The following is a 26,953-nucleotide window of genomic DNA, read 5'->3' as shown; positions in this document are numbered from 1 at the left end:
TGGGGAATGGTTATCTTGGACCGCCGAAACCACCTCCTCCGCCGCCACCCATACGACCACCACCCATTCCAGGCATCATCATTGGTTGTGCAGCTGGTGCCGGTGAAGCATCTCCGCCATCTTTGGTATCGTCATTTGATACTGATTTTTTCTTCTTCGTTGGACCAAAACTCATTTTACCAATACGATAAGAGAAATTAATTTTAAAGTTCATGTTTCGCATGGTATTTTCGGACAATTGATACAATGTCGCTGTTTTCGTCTCATTACGCATAACAAATCCACCAGGCGTTAAGAAGTTCTCTGCACCAAAACCAACACTTCCCTTTTTGTTCTTAAAGTCCTTCTTAAAACTTAAACTATACATACCAAATCCTCCTTGAGAACCTTGTAATTGAACTTGATTCACGCGATAAAAAGAAAATACCTGTGCACCCCAGCCGTTTCCAATGTTGTAATTACCGAAAATTCTAAAGTTCGACTGTAAACCTTCATTTTTGGCACTCATCAATGGATCTGGGTTATTGTTATTTAACACCATGTAAGACAAATCACCGCCTCCTCCTAACATCAATTTATTGGATAAATTCATATTTAAGTTGATGTTCAATCCATAAGCATCTTCATTTCCAATATTCATAGAAGTTGTTTTAATCACATCACCCACAACTTGGCGAATTCGGCTAATGGCTCCCGTCGTATTTCTCACAAAAAAGGATGAAGAAATATAGGTTTGCTTCACAAATTTGCTGTATGAAATTTCATAATTATTGGTATACTCGGGTGCTAAGTTGGGATTACCCACAGAAATATTCAATGGATTCGTTGCATTCACGTTTGGATTTAAATTTTCAATCCCTGGACGTTGAATACGGCGATTGTAACTAAATCTCCATGTACCTGATTTGAAAGACTTGGAGAAATTGACACTTGGTACAAATACTCCATAAGACGGAATAACCGTGTTTTGATTAGATTCCTTATTTTTAAAATCTGCGGTAATGTCTGCATGCTCGTAACGACCACCTAATTTAACACTCCATTTACTTTTTGTACTCAAGGTATAAGAACCGTATGTTCCCCAAATATTTTGATTATAATCGAACACATTACTTGGCAAACTAGCTATATTGACCTTTTGATAAATACCATCTGAACCTGCTTGAAAAGATTGATAATCAGACGTAACATCTCTTGCTATAATTTTGGCACCAAATTCAATCATCGACATTTTATTGATGGGTGTTTGGTAATCCATTTGAAAAGTTGCCTCCTGATTATAAGAAAGGTTTTCATTTTTCAAAGAGTTAATGATTTCACTCATCGTTGATTTAGGATTCATTACCTGATTGTAAAAGTCGTTGGTTCTATTATTCCGACTATACATCGACAAAATGGAAAATTCTTTTTGAGCCTTTTCAAAGGTTCTTGTATAATCCACGTTGATATCTACGTTGGCTGATTGATCCATAGAATTGGTATTTCTTAAACTGGTCAATACATTATTTCTAATTTGACTCAATCCATCTTGCCAGTTGTTACCATTTCTTAATCCAAAACGAACATTGGAAGTGATGGAATTGCGTTTGTTGATGTCCCAATCAAATCCTAATTGGTAATTTCCAAATAAACCTTGACGTCTTGATTCAGCGGATTGTACATTGACGGTTTCAACTCCATTCGAAATGGTTTTTTGTGTACTTTCAAATTTACCATTCACATTGTATTCTATTCTTCCAAAACCTCCCAAAGATAATCCCCACGTTTTGTTTCTGAAGTTACCATTTAAAGATAAGTTAGAACCTCTAGCTCCTACACTTGAATCAAATGATAAGGTTAAACCTTGTAAGGTGTTTTTCTTGGTTACAATGTTAATGATACCCGCAGAACCTTCGGCATCGTATTTAGCTGAAGGAGAAGTGATCACCTCCACCGATTTGATCATATCAGCCGGAATTTGTTTCAAAGCATCTGTGATGCTTGAAGCCATAATGGTAGATGGCTTATTGTTAATTAAAACTTTTACATTGGAACTACCTCTCAAAGAAGGATTTCCGTCCAAATCAACAGATAACATAGGAACTTTTTTCAACACATCCGTTGCATCTCCACCTCTATTGGTTTGATCTTTTTCAGCGTTGTATACCGTTCTATCCACACGTTCTTCGATTAATGCTCTTTGTCCTTCAACAGTAACTTCTTGAAGCATTTTAGTACTTGCTTGCATTTTAATTACCCCTAAATCATGATCATCATTTTTAGAAGCTATTTCTACAAAGATTGTTTTGCTTTCGTATCCAATGAATGAAATCACCAATTTATAGGACCCGATGGCTACTTTATTGATGACAAATTTACCAACCTGATCAGCCTGAGCTCCATCCACAGGACGGTTAGTGGACTTATTGATCAAAGCAACGGAAGCAAAATCGACAGGTTTATTGTCCAAGGAATCCAATAAATAACCCACGATCTTTGCCGATCCTTTGGGTGCAGCTTGGGCTGTTCCTGGAATAACCGCCTCTTTTTTAGGTGCAGCACCAAATCCACCAGGAATTTGAGCAAAAATGGAAAAATTGATACTTAGGACGGATAATAATAGAAATATTTTTTTCATGTTTTCTTATTAGGTAATTTTAAAGCAATGAACTCTGTTGATGCGAATTTAAAACCGAGCACAAAATTCAAGCATAACTATATATAATTTCATTTTTTGCGACCAAAACCTCTATTTTGTAGTTCAACACAAGACAAATTTTCAGCAATTGATATGATTTCATTAAAAACTCCTCGTTTAGAACTTATTCCTCTAGACCATTCAATGCTCCAAATTTGGAAAAAATACGGTCGAGAAGAGTTAGAAAATTTTCTCCAATTAAAACCTAACCATTGGATGTTAGAAAAGTTTTATGAAGTCGAAACCTTGGAAGCATTAAGTAATTTTTGGATTCCGATGACACATAAATTCCCTTTGGATTTTTTCTGGTACACAAATTGGGAAATAATACTAACTGAAAAATCCTGCTCTGTAGGGGGAATTGGTCTTTCAGGCTTACCCAATGATGAAGGGAAAACAGAAATCGGGTATTGCATTGATCAAAAATTCCGGAAATTAAACATCGCAACGGAGGCTGTGGAGCATTTAATTGCTTGGGCATCACAAGATAAAGACCTCATAGGCATTTCGGCCGAAACCCCCGTGGAAAATATAGGGTCCCAAAAAGTTTTAATAAAAAACGGCTTTGAGAAAATGGGTGAAAAAGAAATTTTTGTCAATGAAACAATTCCCTTGATTTGTTGGGAGAAAAAATTGAGGGATTAGGTATATATAATAATGGGAATTAATAGGTATCAGAGCCTTGTTCTAGGGTAGTTTTGGGAATGAAAATATGACCGAATAACTAATATCTAAAACCAAAAAACTTGTACCTACTAACTATTACCTCACAAAACTATTTCCCTAAAAACCTTAACATTCCTAAGACTTTTGGTAATTTTGCTAAATTATCAAATAAACAAGCCTAAGGGCTAACACATTTATGTACAATTTTACCTCAGTAAAAGATGCTTACAACTTGGAAAACCTTGTAAAGGAAGCACTTTTGATGAAAAAATCTCCTAATTCAGACCGTCACATGGGTAAACACAAAACCATGGGATTACTCTTTTTCAATTCAAGCCTTCGTACGCGCTTATCCACTCAAAAAGCGGCTCAAAATCTAGGCATGGATGTTATGGTCATGAATGTCGGAGCTGATTCTTGGCAATTGGAAATGAATGAAGGGGTCATCATGAACGGTGATAAAGCAGAACATATCAGTGAGGCAGCCGCTGTCATAGGCAAATATTGTGATATTGTAGGGGTAAGAAGCTTTCCTGGCCTTCAAAACAGAGAGGAAGATTATTCGGAAAAGGTATTGAATCAATTTATTAAATATACGGGCCGCCCGATTGTTAGTTTAGAATCTGCAACACGACATCCTTTACAATCCTTAACGGATTTAATTACCATAGAAGAATATAAAAAAGTTGACAAACCTAAAGTTGTTTTAACTTGGGCGCCCCACGTAAAAGCATTGCCTCAATGTGTTCCCAATTCTTTTGCAGAATGGATGAATATGGCGAATGTTGACTTTACCATTGCACACCCGAAAGGGTATGAATTGGCACCTGAATTCTCTGGTAAAGCGAAGATTTGTTACGACCCGAAGGATGCATTTGAAGGAGCTGATTTTATCTATGCTAAAAACTGGTCTTCCTATGAAGACTATGGAAAAATATTGAATTCAGATCCAGCTTGGATGGTTACCATGGAAAAAATGAATTTAACCAATAATGCTAAATTTATGCATTGCTTACCGGTTAGAAGAAATGTTGTTGTAGAAGATGCCGTATTGGATTCAGAACATTCTATTGTGGTACAACAAGCCGGAAATAGAGTCTGGGCTGCGCAAACAGTCCTAAAAGAAATATTGTTATCTCAAATGAGACAAGATAGTCCTTATCTTTTTTAATCATGGAGAATTCAAAACCTCTTTTAAATGTCATAAAAATTGGAGGGAACATCATTGATGATTCCGTTCAATTAGATCTTTTTTTACAAGATTTTGCCACATTGGAAGGGTTCAGTTTATTGGTTCATGGGGGCGGTAAAATAGCCACGGAAATGGCGAAAGAATTAGGTATCCAAAGCCAAATGATCAATGGTAGAAGAGTGACAGATGAGGCTAGTTTACGTATCGTCAGCATGGTTTATGCGGGTTGGATCAATAAATCCATGGTAGGTAAATTACAAGGTTTAGGAAAAAATGCCTTGGGTTTATCAGGACCAGACGGAAAATTAGTAGTAAGTAAAAAAAGAAATCCTGAACCCATTGACTATGGATTTGTAGGAGACATAGAACAAATCAATGGCCCTGCATTGCAGCAATTGATTACTTTAGGATATCATCCTGTATTTGCACCCATTACTGCAGATTCATCGGGTCAATTATTGAATACCAATGCAGACACGATGGCACAAGCATTGGCAATTGCTTTAAGCGAATTTTATCAAGTGAATTTGATTTATTGCTTTGAAAAACAAGGTGTGCTTTTCGATCCAGAAGATGATGAATCGGTGATTAGCTGCATTAATCAAAGCTCATTTGAAGACCTAAAAAATAAAGGAATCGTATCGGCAGGTATGATTCCCAAATTAGAGAATGCGTTAAAAGCAATATCCCAAGGTGTACATGAAGTTCAAATTACCCATGCCAAAAATGTGAAATTTCCTTTCAAAGGAACAACCATAAAAGCCTAATGTTTACGGAAAAACAATTTCTTGAAGCAAAAGAACTATTAAGCCAATTAATAGCGAGTCCTTCTTTTAGCAAAGAAGAAGATGGGACTTCTCAACTGATTCAAAAATTTTTCCAACAAAAAAACATCCCTTTCCATGTTTATTTAAACAATGTTTGGGCTGTAAATAAAGCTTTCGATTCAAACAAACCTACCGTTTTAATGAATTCTCATCATGATACGGTAAAACCCAATGCCTCTTGGAACGAGGACCCTTTTCAGGCCACAATCAAAGACAATAAATTATTTGGTTTAGGATCGAATGATGCAGGGGCAAGTTTAGTCTGTTTAATTAGTACATTTTGTGCTTTTTACGAGGCGGCAGAATTGCCATTTAATCTTGTTTTGGCAGCTACGGCCGAAGAAGAAATTTCTGGCAAAAATGGCATAGAGGCATTATTGAAAGTAGAAAATTTTCCTAAAATTGATTGGGCTATAGTTGGGGAACCAACAGATTGTCAATTAGCCATTGCTGAAAAAGGATTAGTCGTCATAGATGCAAAAGTGGTTGGAAAAGCAGGTCACGCCGCCAGAAATGAAGGTATCAATGCGATTTATCTAGCAATGGATGATATCCTGAAAATCAAAAATCATTCATTTGAGAAAGTTTCTAATATGCTCGGACCCGTAAAAACTACGGTTACGGTGATAGAGGCAGGGAAACAACATAATGTCGTTCCAGATGTATGTCATTTTACCATTGATTGTCGAGTAAATGAATGTTATACCTTGGAAGAAGTAGTTGCGGAATTACAAGGCATGGTTCAAGCAGAATTATCCCCTCGTTCATTGCGATTATCCTCAAGTAAAATGGAACAAAATCATCCTGTTGTTAGGGCAGCGAAAGTTTTGGGAATGGAAACATTTGGCTCTCCTACCCTTTCAGACCAATCATTATTAACTTGTCCTTCGGTTAAAATAGGTCCAGGACATTCAGGAAGGTCACATACGGCTGATGAATTTATTTATTTGGAAGAGTTGAAACAAGGTATACAAACATATCAACAATTAATACTTGCAACAATACAGTTTTACCCATTAAATTCGAAATAAAGTGGCAAAAATTTGGCAAAAAGAGAACCAAACAACGGATGCTAAAATTGATCAATTTACGATTGGAAATGATCCAATCTATGATCTGCAGTTAGCTCGTTACGATGCCATTGGCTCCATGGCACATATCACGATGTTGGAAAAAGTGGGATTGATCCAAAAAGAAGAATTACAGCCTTTGTTAACAGAATTAAAAGAAATTTTGGCAAAAATTGACGCTGGCGAATTTGTTATTGATGATGGAATGGAAGATGTTCATTCTCAAATTGAATGGTTATTGACTCAAAAACTTGGTGATTTAGGAAAAAAAATTCATGCAGGTAGATCTAGAAATGATCAAGTTTTGGTGGATTTGAAGCTATTCATGCGTGCTGAAATTCAAAAAATAGCTGAATTGGTGGGACAGCTTTTTGATCTTTTATTGATAAAAAGTGAAGCGCATCAAAACGATTTGTTGCCTGGTTATACCCACTTACAAATTGCCATGCCATCTTCTTTTGGATTATGGTTTGGTGCCTATGCCGAATGTTTGGTGGAAGACATGGAATTACTAGAGGCGGCGTTTCGATTAGCCAATAAAAATCCATTGGGATCTGGTGCGGGTTACGGTTCTTCTTTTCCATTGGACAGACAAATGACCACGGATTTACTAGGATTTGAAGCTCCACATGTGAATGTTGTTAATGCACAATTATCCAGAGGTAAAACCGAATTTTATGTACTAACGGCCATCAGTCAAATTGCTACAACGCTAAGTCGTTTAGCCATGGACGTTTGTTTATACAACTCGCAAAATTTTGGCTTTATAGAATTACCAGATACATTGACCACTGGAAGTTCCATTATGCCTCACAAAAAAAATCCAGATGTTGCCGAATTATTGAGAGGTAAAACCAATAAATTAAAAGCATTGCCTAATCAATTGCAATTACTAATGAGCAATCTGCCATCAGGTTACCATAGAGAATTTCAATTGACCAAAGAACTTTTAATGCCCGCTATTGAAGAAATAAAGGTAGCCTTGGAAATTACTCATTATATGGCGAGTCATATGAAAGTCAAAAAAGATTTATTGAATGATTCAAAATATGACTTACTATTTAGCGTGGAAGCGGTAAACAATTTGGTTGTGGAAGGAATGCCATTTAGAGAGGCTTACCAAAAAGTAGGCAAAATGATCCAAGATGGTGAATTCGATGGATCCAGTCGGACTTTACAACATAGTCATTTAGGAAGCATTGGAAATCTTGGTTTAGCACAAATTCAATCACAAAAAGACCTTGCATGGTCAAGATTTGGTTTTGAAAAAGTAGAAAAAGCGATGATGATGTATGTAGTAAAAGGTAAAAGGTAATAGGTAAAAGGTAAGAGGTAATAGGTAAAAGGTAATAGGTAATAGGTAAAAGGTAAAAGGTAAGAGGTAATAGGTAAGAGGTGATAGGTAAGTGGTAAGAGGTCTTAGTTCTTCTCTCTTCTCTCTTCTCTCTTCTCTCTTCTCTCTTCTCTTTTCTCTTTTCTCTCTTCTCTTTTCTCTCTTCTCTTTTCTCTCTTCTCTTTTCTCTCTTCTCCATCACTCATAATTATTCAAATATGAAAAGTGGTTTATCCATAAAAATTTCTCAACAGCAGCGATTATCCCCGCAACAAATACAATTTGTCAAATTGTTGCAGGTACCAACCGCTGAGTTAGCTGCTCGCATAGAGGAAGAATTAGAGGACAACCCGGCCTTGGAAGAGGGCTTTGAAAATGATTCCTTTGACGATTCAGAAAACAGCGAAAGAGAAACCGTTGATGATTTAGAACGAGAAGAACTCGAAATTGGAGATTACTTACAAGATGATTATGCTGGATATAAAATGGCTGGCGATTCATATGACCCCAACGAAGAAAGTAGGGAAAGACCCATGGCGACAGTGCCAAGTGCGGAAGAATTTTTATTGATGCAAATTGGGTTCGTCGTCAAATCAGAAAGAGAAGAATTAATTGCTCAACAACTCATTGGATCATTGGAAGACGATGGATATTTGCGTCGAAATATCGAAAGTATCGTAAATGATTTGGCCTTCACTCAAGGATTTGATACCGATTACAAAGAAGTTGAATCGGTATTAAAAATGGTCCAACAATTAGATCCTGCTGGAATTGGAGCGAGAGATTTGCAAGAATGCTTAAAGTTGCAATTACAAAGAAAAGATCTCGACCAAGCTTACAATCGACAAGCCTTGATATTAATCGACAAATATTTTGAAGAATTTTCTAAAAAACATTTTGGTATTATTCAACAAAAAATGGGTCTTGATGACAAGGATTTTAAAAAAATCATTTCCATTATTACCCAACTCAATCCAAAACCAGGAGGAAGTTCAGAAGGGGAAATAGCACCCTATTTACAACCTGATTTCATTGTAACGAATAGTCAAGGAAAGCTAGAAATCAAGTTAAATGGCAAAAATGCTCCTGAACTAAAGGTGTCTAAATCATTTCAAGAAATGCTTCAGACCTATGAAAAAGGGGGTAAGGAAAAGAAAGAAATCAAAGAAGCTGTAACCTTTATTAAACATAAATTAGACGCCGCATCTTGGTTTATTCAGGCCATTCAACAAAGGCAAGCAACCTTACTAAAAACCATGCAGAGCATCATTTCTTTGCAGTACGACTTTTTCTTAACGGGTGATGATGCCGAATTGAAACCCTTGAAGATGAAGGAGATTGCGGCATTAATCGAAATGGATATTTCAACCGTTTCTCGAGTTGTTTCTGCCAAATCGGTTCAAACCGATTTTGGAATATATCCGTTGAAATATTTTTTCACTGAAGGTATCACCAACGATTCAGGAGAGGACTTTTCTACCAGAGAATTAAAAAACATTTTAAAAGAAATGATTGAAAATGAAAATGCCAATGCCCCTCATTCGGATGATGAAATTGAGCAATTATTGGCGGAAAAAGGGTTTACGGTCAAACGTAGAACTGTGGCGAAATATCGGGAACAATTAGGAATACCTATCGCGCGGTTGAGAAGAGGGGTTTAAGAAGAGATAGAAAGTCAATAGTAAGTTTAATTCTGTATGGTAAAGGGCCCAATTTCCTTATTAAATTGGCATAGATAATTATTAATGCGAATTAAAGGTTGAAATAAGTACATAAATTCAGTACTAATCGATTGAGGATAAGTCCAATCCTGGATTGCCATGCAATTTATTGGCTAATTCTTTTTCTGTGGCATTGCTTTGAAGGAATTATGAGCGTTTTTGAAAATTCATAATTCATACCTCATAGTTTATTTCGTTTCTTTTGTTAGGATTAAGCTTTGGCCATATTTGAAATATTTATAATGAATGACCCCGTTTTTAACCCTTAATTCGCATTATTAATTGAAAACTTATATTTTTCATCAATTAACTTATTTTTTCAAAATCCTTTTCTTTTATTAATGATTCAAGAAAGCCAGGTGAGTTGAGGAAAAAGGTAAAAGCTTCATGATGAATTATGAAATCTTTGCGTACAATATCTTGAAAAATCAAGAATGTAGCCATGGCTGAGTAGAGTCGATCCAAAAGCGATTAGAAGAACAAAATTTGCCTTGGCTGAGCGGAGCCGAAGCCCAAAATGATGAGAAGAGCATCGAAAATGATTTTATCAAACAACTGAACTTTTTAACCATTAAATTGCAGGGGGTAAGGGGCCCCATTTCCCCATAAAAAATGGCATGGATAATTACTAAATGAAAACTTATATTTTTCATCATTTAACTGATTTTTTCTAAATCCTTTTCTTTTAATAATAATTTAAGAAAGTTAGGTGAGTTGAGGAAAAAGGTAAAAGCTTCATGATAAATTATGAAATCTTTGCGTACAATGTCTTGAAAAATCAAGAATGTAGCCTTGGCTGATCGTAGCCGAAGTCAATTGCGATAAGAAACGCATCGAAAATAATTTTATCAAACAACTGAACTTTTTAACCATTAAATTGCAGGGGGTAAGGGGGCCCCATTTCCCCATAAAAAATGGCATGGATTATTACTAATTGAAAACTTATATTTTTGATCAATTAACTGATTTTTTCTGTAACCTTTTCCATCGTGACATTTTATCTCTTCCCTCTCCCCTTTTTCTCTCCCCTCACTTCTCTATTCCCTTTGTTAAATCAAAAAAAAATAGCTAATTTTAAGGCTAATTTGCCCATGTAGGATGGGCCAACGAGGAATAATTATATGCAAATTAAAGAAATTTTACAGCTTAGTCCAGCCGAACAGACCATCACGGTCAAAGGTTGGGTTCGTACCAAACGTGTTTCATCCGCCGTCGCATTCATCGCAATGAATGATGGATCAACCATCCACAATATTCAAGCAGTCGTTTCAGATGGAATTATTTCAGAAGAAACCTTAAAATTGGTTACCACAGGGTCTTGCATTGCAGCAACCGGTAAACTAATTGCTTCACAAGGTCAAGGTCAATCGGTTGAAATTCAAGTAGAATCCATCGAAGTATATGGAACAGCGGATCCTGAAAAATACCCTTTACAACCTAAGAAGCACTCACTAGAATTTTTGCGTGAAATTGCCCATTTAAGACCCAGAACGAATACTTTTTCGGCAATTTTACGAATCAGACATGCATTGGCATTTGCCATCCATCAATATTTCAATAACAACGGTTTCTTCTATTTGCACACTCCCATCATCACGGGTTCCGATGCTGAAGGTGCTGGCGAAATGTTTCGTGTAAGTACACTACCTGCCTTGAATCCTCCATTAACAGAAGACGGAAAGGTCGATTACAAGGAAGATTTCTTCGGAAAAGAAACCAATTTGACGGTATCTGGACAATTGGAAGGTGAATTAGGAGCCATGGCTTTATCCAAAATTTACACCTTTGGACCTACATTCCGTGCTGAAAATTCAAATACAACTCGGCATTTAGCTGAATTTTGGATGGTAGAACCTGAAGTCGCATTTTATGAATTAACAGATAACATGAATTTGGCAGAAGATTTTATCAAATACTTGATCAAATATGCCTTAGATAATTGTGCTGATGATATCAATTTCTTAGAAAAACGTCTATTGGAGGAAGAAAAAACCAAGAAAAAAGAAGAACAATCGGAATTGACATTATCCGAAAAATTACGTTTTGTAAGTGAAAATACCTTTGAGCGCTTAACCTATACAGCTGCCATTGAAATATTATTGCAATCAAAAGCACATAAACAAGGTAAATTCAATTATCCAGTAGAATGGGGCATTGATTTACAAAGTGAACATGAGCGTTATTTGGTAGAAAAACATTTCAAAAAGCCAGTTATTTTAACCAACTACCCGAAAGAAATCAAAGCTTTTTATATGAAGCAAGATGAAGATGGAAAAACCGTACGTGCCATGGACGTTCTATTTCCAGGAATTGGTGAAATCATTGGAGGTTCTCAAAGAGAAGATAATTACGAAAAATTATTACAGAGAACCAAAGAAGTGGGTATTGAAGAAGATTCCATTTGGTGGTATTTACAGACCCGACAATTCGGATCTGCGCCTCATGCAGGCTTTGGCTTAGGATTTGAGCGATTAGTTTTATTTGTAACTGGCATGAGTAATATTCGTGACGTAATTCCATTCCCACGTACTCCTAAATCGGCAGAATTTTAATGATCAATTTAGGAAAAGCATTCAAGAGTATTTCCATCGCTTGGTCAGGCATTATGCAATTGATCAAAGAAGAAAACAATGCCAAAATACACCTAGTAAGTACCATTTTGGTCATCTTGGTGGGGTTGAAATTGAATTTTTCAACAAATGAATGGCTGTGGATTTCCCTAGCCATTGCAGGAGTTTGGGTGGCTGAATTAATCAATTCAGCTTTAGAAAAAATAACCGATTTAGTCGCTCCAGAATTTCATCCATTGGCAAAAAAAGCAAAAGATTACGCTGCGGGTGCTGTTTTGGTTTTAGTTATTTGGGCAATCATCATCTTTTGCCTTATATCATTTCCGCATCTTTTGATGCATTTAGTCTTTTCGAATTAATCGATAAACAATAGTTTATGAAAGAATACGGTTCCAGTGTACAAAAATTAGTTGATTACATTCTCACTGTTTTAGATCGAGAAAAAAGGACTAAATATGCCTTCATTATGATTGAATTGATGAAGCAAATTCATCCAGGCATGAAGGATAATACCCAAGATTATTCTAAAAAATTATGGGATGACTTATACATACTTTCCAATTTCAAATTGGATGTTGTTGGTCCTTTTCCTCCACCATCACCTGAATCAGTTGGTAGAGCACCTAAAAAAGTGAATTATAACCAACATCACTTGAAATTCAAACACTATGGCCGCAATGTAGAATTGTTAATTCTACGAGCCATGGCAGAAGAAAAATTGGAAGACAAAAAAATATTGGTGGCCTACATCGCTCGATTGATGAAAGGTTTCTATGTAACTTGGAATAAGGAAAGCGTTGATGATAAAGTCATTTGGCAAAACATCAAAGAAATGTCGGAAAACATGCTTTCAGCCGTTGTGGACGAGCTTTCACAAGAAAATTTAGGACATGCTAAAGTAGCCAATAACGCTAGAAATGCGTATGCAACCAATGATTTTGCTCCACAAACGAGAAACAACAATTACCGCAAAAATAATAATAACAACAATTACCGTTCCAACAGGAATTTCAATCCTAGACATAAAAAATAGTATCTAAATATGGCATCATTCAAAGTTACCGGCGGAAGAAAATTAAAAGGTGAAATTACCCCTCAGGGCGCTAAAAACGAAGCATTACAAATATTATGTGCAGTGGTTTTAACTGATGAACCAGTTACTATTCACAATATTCCAAATATCCGGGATGTCAATCAATTAATTGATTTATTAGGAGATATGGGTGTAAGAACTCGTAGACTGAATGAATCAAGTATAGAATTCGATGCTTCACAAGTAAATATCGAATATCTTGAATCAGATACTTACAAGAAAAAAGCGGCTGCTTTGAGAGGTTCTGTGATGTTGGTAGGACCCACTTTAGCCCGATTTAAAAAAGGCAGAATTCCTTCCCCAGGAGGAGATAAAATTGGTCGTAGAAGATTAGATACACACTTTTTTGGATTCATGAAATTGGGTGCTAAATTCAATTATAGTGCGGAAGATGGAGGAATTTATGAAGTAGATGCTTCAGAGTTGAAAGGTACCTATATGTTGCTGGATGAAGCTTCTGTTACAGGAACAGCCAATATTTTAATGGCAGCGGTTCTAGCGGAGGGTACAACGACCATCTATAATGCTGCCTGCGAACCCTATCTACAACAATTATGTAAAATGTTGAATAGAATGGGAGCCAAAATCACAGGAATAGGCTCTAATTTATTAACCATCGAAGGTGTTAAAAAATTAGGTGGGACAGAACATACCATGTTGCCAGATATGATCGAAATCGGATCGTTTATCGGTATGGCAGCTATGACTCAATCGGAAATCACCATTAAAAACTGTCAAATTGCTGAATTAGGTATTATTCCAACTGTATTTCAAAAATTGGGGATCAAAATGGAATTCCGTGGCGATGACATTCATATTCCTGCTCAAGAACATTATGAATTAGAAAACTTCATCGACGGGTCCATGTTGACCATCTCTGATCATCCTTGGCCTGGATTTACTCCCGATCTATTATCCATCATTTTAGTAACGGCCATCCAAGCAAAAGGCACGGTACTTATTCATCAAAAAATGTTCGAAAGTCGTTTGTTCTTTGTTGATCGTTTGATTGAAATGGGTGCACAAATCATCCTTTGCGATCCACACCGTGCAACAGTGGTTGGATTTGATCGTAAACAAACATTAAAAGGCATCCGAATGTCTTCTCCCGATATTCGTGCCGGTGTTTCCCTTTTGATTGCAGCGATGTCGGCCAATGGTACTTCCATCATTGATAATATTGAACAAATTGATCGTGGATACCAAAATATCGATACCCGTTTAAATGCCATAGGTGCTGAAATCGTTCGGATTTAATAGGCAAAAATAGGTAATAGGTAATAGGAAAAAGGTAATAGGTAATAGGTAATAGGTAAAAGGTAATAGGTAATAGGTAATAGGTAATAGGTAATAGGTGGCTGAGGCGCTCGAAGCCAAAAGAGAGATTATGAGGTATAAATCATACGGAATGAGCTATTTTTTTAAAATCATAATTCATAATTAAAATCCGCTTTCATTGAAAAAAATTGCATCCACCATTCAGCTAGCCATCCCGATTGTCATTGGACAAATAGGTGTTATGCTAATGGGTTTGGCTGATACCATTCAAGTGGGTCAAATGAAGGAATTAGCCGCTGAAAGCTTAGGAGCATCTGGCATGGCAGGTTCTATTTTTTTTACAGTGGCCATTGTTGGATTAATTTGTTTACAAATCATTGCACCAATGATTTCCAAAGCAGAAGCAGAAGGAAATGTCGAGGAATGTGGTCATTTATTACGAGCAAGTATCAGAATTGCCTTGTTTTTGGGTATCATAACTATTGCAATTATCGGTATTGTTGGATGGAATTATGATTTATTTCAACAAACAGCCATCAATAAACAATTAACTTTACCCTTTTTGGCTTTAATTTCCATTTCTGTTATCCCTACTTTCGTATTCTCCGCTTTCAAAAGCTTTACGGACGGACTAAGGAACACGAAAATAGCTATGATTATAACGGTTTCTGCCTTATTTTTCAATATTGCCCTCAATCACATCTTAATCAACGGATTCTTATTCTTTCCAGCCATGGGACTTTTTGGTGCAGGCATTTCCACACTAATAGCAAGAATATTAATGGCGACAGCTTTAGGCATTTACATCTTTCGAAAGAAAGAATATCAAGTATTTTTTGAATCCAAATTAAGTTCAAAACACGCCCTAGCCTTAGAGAAAAGCATTTTGAAAATAGGTATTCCAAGTGGCATGCAAGGATTTTTCGAAATTGCCACTTTCGGAATGGCTGTGGTAATGATGGGTTGGATCAGTATTACAGCGCAAGCGGCTCACATCGTAGCAATCAACATGGCTTCATTAACTTATATGGCAGCCACAGGAATTGCTGCTGCAGGTGGCATTAATGTAGGAACCGATCTAGGAGAAAAAAATCGCAAAGGAATCATTATTTCTGGAAATGCAGCCCTACTAATTGCAATTGGCTTTATGGCGATTTGTGCCATTATCATGTATACAGGGAGATCCATTTTAGTTAGAGGTTACACCCAAGAAATCGAAGTGATTGACATTGCTGTTCAATTAGTTGTTTGGGGCGCTATATTCCAATTATTCGATGGTATACAAGCCGTTGCTTTGGGATTATTAAGAGGCTTACAGGATGTCAAACTTCCCACAGCTATAACCATTTTTTGTTATTGGGTCATTGGATTACCGCTCAGTTATTATTTAGGAATTTACTTGAAAATAGGTGCTGTTGGCATTTGGATGGGACTTACGGCAAGTTTAGTATGTTCATCCATCCTACTCCCTTGGCGATTTTACCAAAGAGCCAAGTCGATTAAATTTGAAGATTTAGAAATTTAATAAGCGAACCATAACCTAAATAGGCTTCGTTAAATTAATTTTTTCCATCAATTCACCTATATGGGAATCGCTTACAGGAATATCAAAGGTTCCAATTTTAATTCGCTGTTGCTTTAATTGTTCAATTTTTCGAAGATTAACAATGAAAGATTTATGAACACGTAAAAACTGAAAATCAACCACTTTTGCCTCAATCGATTTCATGGTTAATTTGGTCAATACTGGACGTTTTTCACCTTCCAAAAAGATTTTGATATAATCTTTCAAACCTTCAATGTGTGTAATTTGAGGAATAGAAATACGAACCAACGAATATTCAACGTTCACGAAAAAATAATCTTCTTTCGGCAAAATGGGTTCTGAAATGGTATTCGTTATTGGATGATTAGATTGAAATAATTGAAGCGCCTTATGCGCCGCTAACGAAAATCGTTCTAAACTAGCAGGTTTAACCAAATAGTCAACAACGTCCAAAGCATAACTTTCAATTGCATAATTTTCGTAGGCAGTTACAAAAATAGCCAAGGGCTTGTTTTTCAAGGTTTGCAAAAATTGAGTGCCCAACATTCCAGGCATTTGAATATCTAAAAAGATCAAATCCACTTGATTTTTTTGCAAAGCTTCCATGGCTTCAAATGCATTTTTGCAAGAAGCAACCAAATTCAAAAAAGGCAATTGCTGAACATTATCTTCCAATAATCTCCTTCCCATACTTTCATCATCCACTACAATACAATTCATTTTTTGCATGATCTATTAATTTTTATGTAAAGAAATTGCCAATTCCACAGTGAATACATCTTCCGCTTGCTCAACTTTCAATTGATGATTTTGATGATATAACATTTCTAATCTTCGAGTCACATTTTTTAAACCAATACCTGAATCCGGATCTTTATTCTCTGAAAAAACCTTTCCAATTTTATTGACTACTTTAAAGTTCAATAAACCCTCATTAATCATAAATTCAATGGATATAAAGGGATTTAATACATTTCCTACTCCATGTTTAAATGCATTTTCAACAAAGGGAATCAACAACATAGGTTCAATCATGTAAGATCCAAGAACACCTACATGTTTGAATTCAATTTGAATATCATCCTCAAAACGCGTTTTTTGAAGATCAATGTAATTGCTCAAATATTCTAATTCACGTGTCAGTGGTACCATGGATTGGTCAGAATCATACAACATATAACGCATCAAAGAAGATAACTTGATGGTTACCGCTTCGGCATCTTTGGAAGATTTGGTACGTATTAAATAGACAATACTATTCAATACGTTGAAGATAAAATGAGGACTAATTTGAGAACGCAAAAAAGACAATTCCGATTTCATTTGTTCACTAAATTTCTCTTCCTTATTGGCTTCAATTTCAATAAATTCCAATAACAAACCATAAGTAGATGCAATTCCCGTGATCATGACCAAAGGAAATATACCTTTCCAATTTCCTCTTCCCTTCTCAAATGGTTCAAATGACATCACATAACCTTGAACAAGATACTGTATGGCTAAAAACAAAAAGACCACCAAAACCAGTGAAATAATAAAAACTAAAACGCCTTTCCTTTTGAAAACCAAAGGGATCAAAATGAGTGTTATCACATAAAATAAGGGAACAACAGTAGAAAGTTCTAACCAAATATGCTCAGAAAATTCTGGATTTTCATGAGGATGCGGATGAGTATTCTCGTGTGGATGGTGCACAGGACTTAATAGCGGAAGCCCTATCCAAATTCCCCAAAGAATCAGGTTAAATAATATCTTAAAACTTATTTTTGCATTCGGTGAATTCCAAACTCGCCACATAGAACCTCTTTTAAAAGCCCACAAATCTATACATTTTATAACGAATAGAAAACTCAAACTACCATCCCATCTATCTCATCGACAAATGAACGAAAAACGACAACTATCCAAAATAAATAAACTAATCTACAAGAAAAATGAATAGATAGTCATCAAAGCATAAATCATCGAGAGTTCATTATTTTCAAAAAAAAGATGACTAGATTGCGAAGTAATTTAAACTCTAAAAACATGATAAATACAATCCGCCTAACAGCCATCTTCATTTTTCTATTCTCATCCCTTAACATTTTTGCACAAAATACCTCACCAACCCAATCAACCAAGGATAGTTCAAAAACGAACAAGACCGAATCCTCAAAAATGAAAACATTGTTTTCAGATAACAAAACAATGAAATTAAAATCGTGGGGAGTTTCCATGTCAGCCATTAGTCAATTTGGACAATTAGGTCCGCAAGCAGGAATGAATGTGGCATTTCAGGCTAATAATAAATGGTCCATCGGAATAACACATTTACAGAATGTTCGTAAGAGAGGAGATGACAATAACGGATATTGTAATTGTGTGATCATGGATAAACCTGAAACAGCTTTTACAGCTTTCTCAATCGAATATACCGCTAAAGCCAATTCCATTTTACACGTAAGCTTCCCTTTATTAATTGGTACGATTCGAACTCGACGTGAAAATATCATGGCTCAACCAGCTTATTCTTCCGCCACCTATCTACCCTATCCAAACGGCCATGACAATGATTTTGATCGCAATGATCGAAATGCATTCGGTGGTCCAAAATCGTTAGGAATTCAAGCAGGTGTTAATTTAGAATTGAATGTTTATAAATACATCAAAGTATTTTCGGGAATCAATTATCGCATTGCCGCTGGGAAAAATTCAACCGAAGAAATGTCCGGTTTATCAGGCAATCTAGGATTAAAACTAGGCTTATTTGATCAGAAGTTTAAGAAAAAATAGGGTTTTCATCCTTAAGGATTATTTACAATTTATCTTTTTAGTAAAAAGAGGTAAGAATGCAGAATCGCACATTCTTACCTCTTTTTCGTTAAAAATCGCCATAAGTATCTTCCAAATACTTTTGCATCACTAAAATATCTTCTTTGCTTGTTAAATCAGGAACATTTTCTGCCAGAGGTATGGCAAAAAATCCGCGTCCGGTGCCTTCCCCATACATCGCTACGGAAGTAGGTAATTCTTTCTCATTTCTAATTGGATGGAAAGGTGTTTTTTCCAAATAAGGCAAAAATGCACTCGACTCAAACACAAAAATATTCATACTAACACCTAAGCGACCCAATTGAGCCTTCAATTCTTCTGCTTGTTCTGAGCTTGGTTTTTCAATGATTTCCAACAAATAACCTTCTGAATCGGTGCGAATTAAAGCAAAAGCCGAAATTCTTTCTGCTGGATAAAGTAAACTATCTCGGTGGTAGCTAATTAAGGCTTCCGAATGGTCTGATGCCCATAGCGTTTTCAAAGCATTCACTGAATACAAATTATCTGAATTACAAACAATCACACGACCAGTTTTCCAATCTTCGTGTTGCATCAATGCCTGATAAACTGCATCCGCTGTCCCTGAAGGTTTTTCACGATCCGCAGGAATTAATTGTCTTGAAAAAACAATTTTTAATCCCCAACAAGCATCTTTGGCCATCAATGATTCGCAATATTCCTGAGTAATTTGGTCGGTTGGGTGCAACAAAAGCATTACTTCCTCAATACCAGCCAAATGAGCATTGTATAATTGATAATCAATTAAAGTCTTGCCATTCTTTCCAACTTGGATCATCCCTTTGGTTACCGAATTTGCCTGTGCCACCAAATTTGGATCTAAATCACTGCCTTCATTGAGCGCTTTTTTCATTCGCGAAGCCATACCCCCCGCTAAAATTAATAATCTCTTTTTCATCTAAATATTAATAAAATAAACTTTCCGTTTCTAATTTTGTTCCTTCATCTACTCGGATGATATAGGCCTTGCCACCTTCAGCTTCAATCGCTTCTACTACTTTTTCAGGATTATTGGGAGCATAGGCAAACATACATCCGCCACCTCCTGAGCCATTTATTTTGGCACCCAAAGCACCTGCCCTCAAAGATGCTTGGATCATCCGATCGATTTTGGGTGTAGAAATTCGTTTATGATCTCTCAAATTTTCTTGATGTAAATTCAATAAATCACCCAATTTCACATCACTCCAAGCCTCATTACCCTCAAACATCTTTTTGGCCGATAATAAAATATCACGATCCGATAAATTGGCGGTTAACAATATCCATTCATCCTCCGTTAAAAGCGCTTGATACATCTTGCATTCCTCCAAGGTACAAGTGGCCAAATCAAAGGTTGGATTTTGTTCCTGGATTTTTTTAATCCCGGCCAAAGTGCCGAATTTAACCCTAGAAAGTATCCCTAAGGTATCTTTCGCCTCTAATGAATCACCTAAAACAAAGGTTCCTAAATTATTTTGATACGTTTGAATGGAAATTTTGGGTACACTTTCCAAAAATATAACATTCCCTACGGCGGTCGAATATTGATCCATCATTCCCCCAGGTTCAGTAAATTCCAACACTTCTGCTTCATAAGTGATTTCCCCAATTTGCTTTTGAGAATAATCCAAATGATACATTTCACTTAAAAACTTTACCCATGAAACCAATAAAGCAGAAGAACTGGAGGTACCAGAATTGATGGGAATATTTCCACGAATCTCTAATTCCAAACCTCTGTCGATTTGATGCCCCTTCCGAGTCAACACATTACAGACACTTTTAAAATAATCCCTTTCTTTGGAATAGCTTAATGGATAAGTTAATTGAAATGATTCTTCTTTACCAATATCAGGCAGAGAAAAATGAATCAAATTATCAGCACGAAATTGACCTTTGATTTGAATGCGTTTAGAAATGGCAGCTGCTATAACAGGTAAACCTAAATAATCTTGGTGTTCTCCAAACAAACAAATACGACCGGGGGTAGAAACAATCATAAAAAAATTATAATTGACAAAAGTACAAAATTGAAATTAAATAAATACCTTAGCTTATTCACACAAAATTTAAATCATGATTACCCAACGAATACCTTCTGTTGATTACTTCCGTGGTTTTATTTTATTTCTTCTTGCCGCTGAAAGTACGGGTTTGTATCACAATCTGGATAAGTTGTTTCCCAATAACCCAATTATCGAGCAATTCTTTCATGTAGAATGGCAAGGTTTACATTTTTGGGATTTAATTCAACCTGGATTTATGACCATTGCTGGCGCCGCACTATATTTTTCAACCTACAAAAGACTTGATTCCGGTTCAACCTATGCCAAATTATGGCCGAAAATCATCAAAAGATCCATCATCTTATTTTTATTTGGAACAGGTTTACATTGTTTATATAGAGGAAAAATAGTTCTAGAACTTTGGAATGTATTAACTCAATTGTCCATAACAACACTAATTGCATTCTTTCTTTTGCGCTTTTCGATACCTCTTCAAATTGCAGCCTCCCTCTTTTTATTATTACTTTCTCATAGTCTTTATGTTTTTTCTGAAATCCCAGGCTATGATCAAGCTTATGTACCAGATAAAAACTTCGGTTCTTATATGGATATGGCATTAATGGGAAAATTAAGCGGTGGTCATTGGATTGCCATCAATTGTATTCCAACAGCTGCGCATACCATTTGGGGAGCCTTATTAGGTAGAATTATCCACCGTACCACAGACAAACAAGCTGTTTTAAGAACTTTATTTGCCTTGGGTATTTTGGGATTAATCATCGGATATGGCTTGGATTGGGCAGGTATTCCGATTATTAAAAGAACAGCAACTCTATCTTTCACCATTGCATCCGGTGGTTGGATTTCCATTCTGATGGGCTTTTTCTATTTGAATTGGGAAAGAGAAAAACCGATCATCGCTGTTTCCAATACCATCTTATCATTTGGCAAAAATTCCATTTTTATATACTTGTTTTTTGAATCCATCGGCCCAGAGTGGTTGAATGATTCATCTTTGATTTTCATCAAAGGAATAGCCGAACGATTGAATATAACCGAACCTATTTACGAAGTGCTCAATTCCTTGGTAGTTCTTGGTCTAATAGCCTTGATGGCCCGCTTTATGGACAAAAAGAAAGTGTATATCAGTATTTAATTTTACCACTGTTTACCCTTCTAGAAACGTTCACCCGCATCCACTTTGATGGCTATCCGATTATTTTTGGGAGGAACTGGGCAAGCATATGTTGAATTGTATGCACAATAAGGAAAATAGGCTTGATTGAAATCAACGATCAAATGATCACCTTTTAATTGTTCAGCTGGAATATCGATGTATCTGCCGCCACCGTATGTTTCTATTGGTGCGCTTAAATCTTTAAAGGCAAGGAAAAAATTACCATTATCATGCTGAAATAATTCTAATTCCAATTTTTCACCCTCGATTTCAGCAGAAATCAATCCAAAGAATATCATTTTTTCCTCGGTTCCGTCTGTCATTTTAATGGAAATAGGCTCCGCATTTTTTACTTTTTTAAGACTGAAATCCACTTTCCATTTTGATTGATACTCATAATACTTCAAGCCTTTAAAACTAGCTTTTTCTTGAAAAGGCGAATCTTCCAGCGTTCGAAAGGATTCATCCTTTTGAGATCGGCTGTTGATGACTGATATAGAATCTTGATTGGATTTTTGGAGGTCTGATTTTGTATTATCTGGAATACTCACATAAATGATGAAGGCCAAAACAAAAAAGATTATTAAATACCAAGGCTTGAATTTCATTGTATTGGATGTAATTTTGAAAAATCTTGACAAAAATATAAAATAAAACGGATGTTTACAGGAATTGTAGAGGCCATGGGGCTATTGGAGAAAAAAGAATTCGAAGGTACTAATTGCGACTTCTGGTTTTCAAGTGCCTTTACTCATGAATTGAAAATTGACCAATCTCTTGCCCATAACGGTGTTTGTCTGACAGTTGTAGAAATTAATGAGCAGCAATATCGTGTGACGGCCATTGAAGAAACCTTAAAAAAAACCAATCTAGGCGATTTACAAATAGGTCAAAAAGTCAATTTAGAAAGATGTATGTTGGCTCATTCCCGCTTTGATGGCCATATTGTTCAAGGCCATGTGGATTTAACAGGCAGTGTCAAAGATATCAAAATCAATGATGGATCTTGGGAATTCTTTTTCAGCTATCCTGCATCCAGTGGACAAATGACAGTAGAAAAGGGAAGTATTTGTGTGAATGGAACCAGCCTTACAGTAGTTCAATCCGAGGATGATTTATTTTCAGTTGCTATTATTCCATATACGTTTGAACATACGGTTTTTCATCAACTGAAAATTGGAGATCGAGTGAATTTAGAATTTGACATCATTGGAAAATATTTACAGAAAATAAGTCAGAAATATAACCAATAAACTACCTGAATTAGCGTAAGCCAGGTAGTTATCAAACTTCATCTAATTTTCCGCGTAAACTTTTGATGCGCCTGAAATGTCTTTGCTGACATTTGGTCTTCCTCTATAAATAACTTTGGATGCTCCCGAAGCCTCCACTTTTAAAGATTTTTGCACCTTTACCATCGCAGAACTTGCACCGCTCAAACCTAAATCTGCATCTCGAACAAACAAATCAAAAGCATCTAATTTACTTGCACCTGAAGCCTCAAAATTTAATTTAATGGCTTGTCCGCTTACAGTCACTTTCGCTGCACCTGAAATATCAAAGGTTAATTTATCCGCATTGATATCCACTATATTTATTTTAGACGCTCCTGAAACAGAAATTTTACAATCTTCTTCATTATTGAATCCTACTATATCCACTTTTGTAGCTCCAGAAAAATAGGCCGAGTGTAATTCCGGCATAGAAATCTCAAGAATTATCTTATTCTTACCATTTCCCCAATTCCAATTTAACCAAGAACCGGTATTTTTATACTCTACTTCCAATGTGTTACCACTGATATCTACTTTTAACTCATCAATATCTTCCGAATTTCCGATGGCAACTAGCGAATAGTTATTCGATTTTTTGACATGAATTTCGAAAGCATGACCAATTTCCAAAGAATGAAAACCCGCCACTTTAAAAACTTTCCGTGTATTTGTATCAGATGCCCAAAGCGATTGAACCGAAATAAGCAATAAGAGTAATAAAAATGTTTTTTGAATAAGTGATTTCATCATGTATGATTTAAAGTTTAAGCAATGCGTGGTAGATGATTGTTCTTTATCAAACGTTGCATCCATGCATTAATTATTTTTAGAAGATAATTGAATCTTCAATGTTTTCAATTTAGGATATGAAATATCTGCCGTATCCTCCTTTTTTCCTTTTAACAAACTTGATACATTCAATTCCATTTTAGAATCATTATTTGCAGAAACGAATGCCAATTTCGTCAACCAATCTCCTGCTAATAATTCTGAATTATTCGATGTAGAAGCCAATAATTTATCTGAAGATCCTTTCAATGTTAAACTATGTGCATCCTTCAAAATTACTTCCAAAGTAGAAGTTGAAAAACCACTCAGTTCTGTCCGGGCACTTCCTCCTAATTCCAGTTTTTTCACAGAGGGCATTTGTATTTCCACTTCCACATCTGAAGGCAAATTAGAAATCTTCAAAATACCCTTTTCCACGACCGTATTTGCGTTAAAATCAGCTCCTGGAAATTGCCCCTTATAGGAAACCTTGTATTCATTCCCTTTGATAATTTTAATGGATGACGTTTCTGTATCTACAATTTCAATTCCATCGAATGAGTCCATGGATTTAGTGATCGAAAATTGACTCTCTGAATTTTCTTGATCAAAGTGCTCCTCTGAGCTTGAATCATGAACAACAGGTTTTCTATTCTGACACACCAAATTATCTTCTGATGTAAATGCCCACAGCGATCCAACAAATAAATCACCTTTATCCTCATTGAAATATCCTCCATCAATTTCATTGCTAATAAAGGAAGCAAAATCCCGACTCATGCTAAATTCCATTCCAATAGGTACTAAAATCTTCACTCTAGCACGTTGGAATCTAAATTTTTGATTCAAAATGCCAAAATGTGTATCGAATAACAATTTATTTCCTGTTTGTGTGTATCCATAACTCATACTTCTGGCATTTTTTTCGGCATCTAATCGGTCTATTCCATTAGATTTTGAAAATTGGATCACTTGAATATTTTTTCCTGAATATCCCTCTATGCTAATGCGCACACTACTAAAACCCCCATTATTGTAGTCATGCTCATCCTCATCGTCAATGAATTCATCCGCTAGAGCTTTACTTCCTAACATTTTTTCAAATATTGATTCACGCGACTCCTTTTTCACATCTAAGACATAAGCCGTTTGACTGATGGGCAAATCTTTCAATTGGTTGATGGAGGCAGTACGAGTGAAATTTTTACCAATGGTAGATGCTGCAAAAAATAATCCAATCCAACCTAAAATCATCAAAGTTGTAGAAACGATGGAATACATCTTATTGAAGATTCTTTTATTAATCAATAAAGAAATTCCTGCCATACCAAGTGAAATAATGATGGGTAACACTGCTGCTAAAAAAGCCCAAAATGTCCACGTAGGTAAATCCTTTGCCAATAAGAAAACCGGTAATTGTGTTTCACCCAAGGAAATATTCATTAATCCATGATCTAAACCAGATACACCTGAAACGGCAAGGATAAATAAAACAATCAATAAAGCAATGGCGATCACACTTAACACAAAACCAGCAGTGATTTGAAAAAACCAGCGAATGACATTTAATACACCGCTTAAAGATTTGAACACAATCGCTATGGCGCGGAAAGGAAATAGAAGTATTCTAGATACCGTGCTTTCAGGCCCAGTTTCATTGTCCAAAGAGCGTTTGATGTTTTGCTCGATATTTTCCAAAGTGATTGGTTCACCTTGCATCTCCATTTTGTCCGTTAACGTTTTGGCTTGTGGAGCAATGGCCATAATGACAATGTAGGTAACAATACCAACACCAAAACACAAAGCAGAAATAACGGCCAATACACGCAATAAACCTAAATCCCAGCCCGTATAAGCCGCAATTCCGGATATGACCCCACCAATTACTTTTTTCTCTGGATCTCTATAAAATTTACGGTATTGACGATCTTCATCGGAATAATTCTCCCCTGGGATAGCTATCCAACAAATTATATAGGCCCAGAAAATAACATTTCCTACATGAAAAATTGGAAAAGCACCAAATAATCCAATTAGTAAAATAATACGTATCCAAATTGGATCTACATCAAAATAACGCCCTAAACCAGATGCTACACCACCCAATTGTTTCCGTAAAATATCTCTACGAAAAATTTTGGAATTACTTTTCTCTGATTTAGGATTGGAATGAGATTTGGATTCTTTTCGCTCTTCTTCCATTTCTATTTCTTGAAAATCAGCAACGGTTCCCAAAGTAGCAATCAATTGATTCACATGTTCCAATGAAATGGCTTCCGTTTTTTCATCTTCACGGATGCTCCAGAATTTTTCAGCGATACGTCCTTCTATGTCGGCAATGATTTCCTTGGATCCTTCAAAATTCTCAAAATAAGCTTCAATGGATTTCAAATAAGCATCCAAAATAGCATAGGCGTCTTCCTCTATATAAAATACAAGGCCCGCGATGTTGATTGATAATGTCTTTTTCATTGTTAAGAATTGGATGATGAAGGATCAATAATTTGGTGAACAGAATTTTCTAAATCGGTCCAAGTATTTTTTAATTCTAACAAAAATTCCTGGCCTTTGTCCGTAAGCACATAATACTTTCTGGGTGGACCTGAACTGGATTCTACCCATTTGTAATCCAAAAAGCCCGCATTTTTGAGTCGAGTTAATAAAGGATACAAGGTTCCTTCTACGACCATGATTTTAGCGGAAGTAAGTTCTTGTAGCATGGTGGATGCATAAACTTCTCCCCTGGAAATAATTTGCAAAATGCAAAATTCTAATATTCCCTTTCGCATTTGCACCTTGGCATTTTCAATATCCATCGGTTATTTGTTTAAATTGACAATGCAAATATAGACAAGGTACTTTGTATTACATAGTACCTTATAAACTTTTTTTTGTTTTGTGGATAAACGGTAAGTAATTTGTGATGAAACTAGGTATTTCA

The 26,953-nt window shown here is 36.0% G+C and carries 23 protein-coding genes; 14 read left to right on the top strand and 9 right to left on the bottom strand.

Translation table 11 applies throughout. The features are described from left to right. Window positions 1-10 precede the first annotated feature (10 nt). Window positions 11-2,617 carry a TonB-dependent receptor gene (locus V7S76_RS02190; protein ID WP_459508367.1) on the bottom strand — a complete coding sequence of 869 codons (2,607 nt, stop codon included), beginning with the start codon at window positions 2,615-2,617 and terminating at the stop codon, window positions 11-13. 153 nt (window positions 2,618-2,770) lie between these two features. Between V7S76_RS02190 and V7S76_RS02185 the strand changes: the two genes are divergently transcribed. The 11 genes from V7S76_RS02185 to V7S76_RS02135 all read left to right on the top strand — a co-directional run bounded on the left by V7S76_RS02185 (window position 2,771) and on the right by V7S76_RS02135 (window position 15,952). Further along, window positions 2,771-3,322, top strand: coding sequence for a GNAT family N-acetyltransferase (locus tag V7S76_RS02185; protein ID WP_459508366.1), 552 nt, complete (start codon window positions 2,771-2,773; stop codon window positions 3,320-3,322). A gap of 217 nt (window positions 3,323-3,539) precedes the next feature. Then, on the top strand, window positions 3,540-4,514 hold the full coding sequence (locus V7S76_RS02180; protein WP_459508365.1) for an N-acetylornithine carbamoyltransferase: 975 nt from the start codon (window positions 3,540-3,542) through the stop codon (window positions 4,512-4,514). Between the two features lie 2 nt (window positions 4,515-4,516). Beyond that, window positions 4,517-5,302, top strand: coding sequence for an acetylglutamate kinase (gene argB, locus V7S76_RS02175; protein WP_459508364.1), 786 nt, complete (start codon window positions 4,517-4,519; stop codon window positions 5,300-5,302). Then, window positions 5,302-6,393 (top strand): M20/M25/M40 family metallo-hydrolase, encoded by a 1,092-nt coding sequence (locus V7S76_RS02170; protein WP_459508362.1) that lies wholly within the window; start codon window positions 5,302-5,304, stop codon window positions 6,391-6,393. The genes argB and V7S76_RS02170 overlap by 1 nt, the downstream gene beginning before the upstream one ends. A 1-nt stretch (window position 6,394) precedes the next feature. After that, a complete protein-coding gene (argH, locus tag V7S76_RS02165) occupies window positions 6,395-7,747 on the top strand; it encodes an argininosuccinate lyase (protein ID WP_459508361.1) in 1,353 nt (450 codons plus the stop codon). Window positions 7,748-7,983: 236 nt separating this feature from the next. After that, the gene (gene rpoN, locus V7S76_RS02160) at window positions 7,984-9,426 is read left to right on the top strand and encodes an RNA polymerase factor sigma-54 (protein WP_459508360.1); all 1,443 of its coding nucleotides are present in this window, start codon (window positions 7,984-7,986) and stop codon (window positions 9,424-9,426) included. 1,181 nt (window positions 9,427-10,607) lie between these two features. Further along, window positions 10,608-12,038, top strand: a complete 1,431-nt coding sequence (gene asnS, locus V7S76_RS02155; protein WP_459508359.1) for an asparagine--tRNA ligase — start codon at window positions 10,608-10,610, stop codon at window positions 12,036-12,038. Then, on the top strand, window positions 12,038-12,415 hold the full coding sequence (locus tag V7S76_RS02150) for a diacylglycerol kinase family protein (protein WP_459508358.1): 378 nt from the start codon (window positions 12,038-12,040) through the stop codon (window positions 12,413-12,415). Before asnS ends, V7S76_RS02150 begins: the two co-directional genes overlap by 1 nt. Window positions 12,416-12,432: 17 nt before the next feature. Beyond that, the gene (locus V7S76_RS02145; RefSeq protein ID WP_459508357.1) at window positions 12,433-13,089 is read left to right on the top strand and encodes a DUF4290 domain-containing protein; all 657 of its coding nucleotides are present in this window, start codon (window positions 12,433-12,435) and stop codon (window positions 13,087-13,089) included. A gap of 9 nt (window positions 13,090-13,098) precedes the next feature. Further along, a complete protein-coding gene (gene murA, locus V7S76_RS02140) occupies window positions 13,099-14,406 on the top strand; it encodes a UDP-N-acetylglucosamine 1-carboxyvinyltransferase (protein ID WP_459508356.1) in 1,308 nt (435 codons plus the stop codon). Window positions 14,407-14,605: 199 nt separating this feature from the next. Then, window positions 14,606-15,952, top strand: coding sequence for an MATE family efflux transporter (locus V7S76_RS02135; protein ID WP_459508355.1), 1,347 nt, complete (start codon window positions 14,606-14,608; stop codon window positions 15,950-15,952). Between the two features lie 15 nt (window positions 15,953-15,967). Here V7S76_RS02135 and V7S76_RS02130 read toward each other — a convergent pair whose 3' ends face one another. Both V7S76_RS02130 and V7S76_RS02125 read right to left on the bottom strand, forming a co-directional pair. Then, the gene (locus tag V7S76_RS02130; RefSeq protein ID WP_459508354.1) at window positions 15,968-16,702 is read right to left on the bottom strand and encodes a LytR/AlgR family response regulator transcription factor; all 735 of its coding nucleotides are present in this window, start codon (window positions 16,700-16,702) and stop codon (window positions 15,968-15,970) included. Window positions 16,703-16,708: 6 nt separating this feature from the next. Continuing rightward, window positions 16,709-17,770, bottom strand: a complete 1,062-nt coding sequence (locus tag V7S76_RS02125; protein WP_459508353.1) for a sensor histidine kinase — start codon at window positions 17,768-17,770, stop codon at window positions 16,709-16,711. Window positions 17,771-18,001: 231 nt separating this feature from the next. Here V7S76_RS02125 and V7S76_RS02120 point away from each other — a divergent pair, with 231 nt between their 5' ends. Then, entirely contained in the window at window positions 18,002-18,748 is a 747-nt protein-coding gene (locus V7S76_RS02120; protein ID WP_459508352.1) for a hypothetical protein, read from the top strand. Between the two features lie 88 nt (window positions 18,749-18,836). On the opposite strand, the gene V7S76_RS02115 is transcribed toward V7S76_RS02120, so the two are convergent. Together V7S76_RS02115 and V7S76_RS02110 are read right to left on the bottom strand one after the other, a co-directional pair. Then, on the bottom strand, window positions 18,837-19,703 hold the full coding sequence (locus V7S76_RS02115; protein WP_459508351.1) for a sugar phosphate nucleotidyltransferase: 867 nt from the start codon (window positions 19,701-19,703) through the stop codon (window positions 18,837-18,839). A gap of 7 nt (window positions 19,704-19,710) precedes the next feature. Next, window positions 19,711-20,787 (bottom strand): mevalonate kinase family protein, encoded by a 1,077-nt coding sequence (locus V7S76_RS02110; protein ID WP_459508349.1) that lies wholly within the window; start codon window positions 20,785-20,787, stop codon window positions 19,711-19,713. 76 nt (window positions 20,788-20,863) lie between these two features. Between V7S76_RS02110 and V7S76_RS02105 the strand changes: the two genes are divergently transcribed. After that, complete coding sequence (locus tag V7S76_RS02105) at window positions 20,864-21,949, top strand: DUF5009 domain-containing protein (protein ID WP_459508348.1); 1,086 nt, start codon at window positions 20,864-20,866, stop codon at window positions 21,947-21,949. A gap of 20 nt (window positions 21,950-21,969) precedes the next feature. Here the strand turns inward: V7S76_RS02105 and V7S76_RS02100 are convergent, their stop codons facing one another. After that, window positions 21,970-22,578 carry a DUF1684 domain-containing protein gene (locus tag V7S76_RS02100; protein WP_459508347.1) on the bottom strand — a complete coding sequence of 203 codons (609 nt, stop codon included), beginning with the start codon at window positions 22,576-22,578 and terminating at the stop codon, window positions 21,970-21,972. Between the two features lie 51 nt (window positions 22,579-22,629). Between V7S76_RS02100 and V7S76_RS02095 the strand changes: the two genes are divergently transcribed. Continuing rightward, window positions 22,630-23,223: a riboflavin synthase gene (locus tag V7S76_RS02095; protein WP_459508346.1), complete on the top strand. Its 594-nt coding sequence runs from the start codon at window positions 22,630-22,632 to the stop codon at window positions 23,221-23,223. A gap of 42 nt (window positions 23,224-23,265) precedes the next feature. Here the strand turns inward: V7S76_RS02095 and V7S76_RS02090 are convergent, their stop codons facing one another. The 3 genes from V7S76_RS02090 to V7S76_RS02080 form a co-directional block, all read right to left on the bottom strand. Next, window positions 23,266-23,994, bottom strand: a complete 729-nt coding sequence (locus V7S76_RS02090) for a head GIN domain-containing protein (RefSeq protein ID WP_459508345.1) — start codon at window positions 23,992-23,994, stop codon at window positions 23,266-23,268. Between the two features lie 66 nt (window positions 23,995-24,060). Further along, entirely contained in the window at window positions 24,061-26,484 is a 2,424-nt protein-coding gene (locus V7S76_RS02085; RefSeq protein WP_459508344.1) for a PspC domain-containing protein, read from the bottom strand. Between the two features lie 2 nt (window positions 26,485-26,486). Then, a complete protein-coding gene (locus V7S76_RS02080) occupies window positions 26,487-26,828 on the bottom strand; it encodes a PadR family transcriptional regulator (protein ID WP_459508343.1) in 342 nt (113 codons plus the stop codon). Window positions 26,829-26,953 lie beyond the last annotated feature (125 nt).

This window comes from Aquirufa sp. ROCK2-A2, assembly GCF_054558485.1.
This window is presented reverse-complemented; position numbering and strand designations above follow the sequence as displayed.

What these genes read in the sequence shown, in the direction of transcription:
- V7S76_RS02080 (WP_459508343.1), bottom strand. Translation starts at nt 26,828, where the DNA reads ATGGATATTGAAAATGCCAAGGTGCAAATGCGAAAGGGAATATTAGAA.
- argB (WP_459508364.1), top strand. Translation starts at nt 4,517, where the DNA reads ATGGAGAATTCAAAACCTCTTTTAAATGTCATAAAAATTGGAGGGAAC.
- V7S76_RS02090 (WP_459508345.1), bottom strand. Translation starts at nt 23,994, where the DNA reads ATGATGAAATCACTTATTCAAAAAACATTTTTATTACTCTTATTGCTT.
- V7S76_RS02150 (WP_459508358.1), top strand. Translation starts at nt 12,038, where the DNA reads ATGATCAATTTAGGAAAAGCATTCAAGAGTATTTCCATCGCTTGGTCA.
- rpoN (WP_459508360.1), top strand. Translation starts at nt 7,984, where the DNA reads ATGAAAAGTGGTTTATCCATAAAAATTTCTCAACAGCAGCGATTATCC.
- V7S76_RS02105 (WP_459508348.1), top strand. Translation starts at nt 20,864, where the DNA reads ATGATTACCCAACGAATACCTTCTGTTGATTACTTCCGTGGTTTTATT.
- V7S76_RS02125 (WP_459508353.1), bottom strand. Translation starts at nt 17,770, where the DNA reads ATGTGGCGAGTTTGGAATTCACCGAATGCAAAAATAAGTTTTAAGATA.
- V7S76_RS02085 (WP_459508344.1), bottom strand. Translation starts at nt 26,484, where the DNA reads ATGAAAAAGACATTATCAATCAACATCGCGGGCCTTGTATTTTATATA.
- V7S76_RS02170 (WP_459508362.1), top strand. Translation starts at nt 5,302, where the DNA reads ATGTTTACGGAAAAACAATTTCTTGAAGCAAAAGAACTATTAAGCCAA.
- V7S76_RS02185 (WP_459508366.1), top strand. Translation starts at nt 2,771, where the DNA reads ATGATTTCATTAAAAACTCCTCGTTTAGAACTTATTCCTCTAGACCAT.
- V7S76_RS02180 (WP_459508365.1), top strand. Translation starts at nt 3,540, where the DNA reads ATGTACAATTTTACCTCAGTAAAAGATGCTTACAACTTGGAAAACCTT.
- V7S76_RS02095 (WP_459508346.1), top strand. Translation starts at nt 22,630, where the DNA reads ATGTTTACAGGAATTGTAGAGGCCATGGGGCTATTGGAGAAAAAAGAA.
- V7S76_RS02115 (WP_459508351.1), bottom strand. Translation starts at nt 19,703, where the DNA reads ATGAAAAAGAGATTATTAATTTTAGCGGGGGGTATGGCTTCGCGAATG.
- V7S76_RS02130 (WP_459508354.1), bottom strand. Translation starts at nt 16,702, where the DNA reads ATGCAAAAAATGAATTGTATTGTAGTGGATGATGAAAGTATGGGAAGG.
- V7S76_RS02110 (WP_459508349.1), bottom strand. Translation starts at nt 20,787, where the DNA reads ATGATTGTTTCTACCCCCGGTCGTATTTGTTTGTTTGGAGAACACCAA.
- V7S76_RS02190 (WP_459508367.1), bottom strand. Translation starts at nt 2,617, where the DNA reads ATGAAAAAAATATTTCTATTATTATCCGTCCTAAGTATCAATTTTTCC.
- murA (WP_459508356.1), top strand. Translation starts at nt 13,099, where the DNA reads ATGGCATCATTCAAAGTTACCGGCGGAAGAAAATTAAAAGGTGAAATT.
- V7S76_RS02120 (WP_459508352.1), top strand. Translation starts at nt 18,002, where the DNA reads ATGATAAATACAATCCGCCTAACAGCCATCTTCATTTTTCTATTCTCA.
- V7S76_RS02145 (WP_459508357.1), top strand. Translation starts at nt 12,433, where the DNA reads ATGAAAGAATACGGTTCCAGTGTACAAAAATTAGTTGATTACATTCTC.
- V7S76_RS02100 (WP_459508347.1), bottom strand. Translation starts at nt 22,578, where the DNA reads ATGAAATTCAAGCCTTGGTATTTAATAATCTTTTTTGTTTTGGCCTTC.
- asnS (WP_459508359.1), top strand. Translation starts at nt 10,608, where the DNA reads ATGCAAATTAAAGAAATTTTACAGCTTAGTCCAGCCGAACAGACCATC.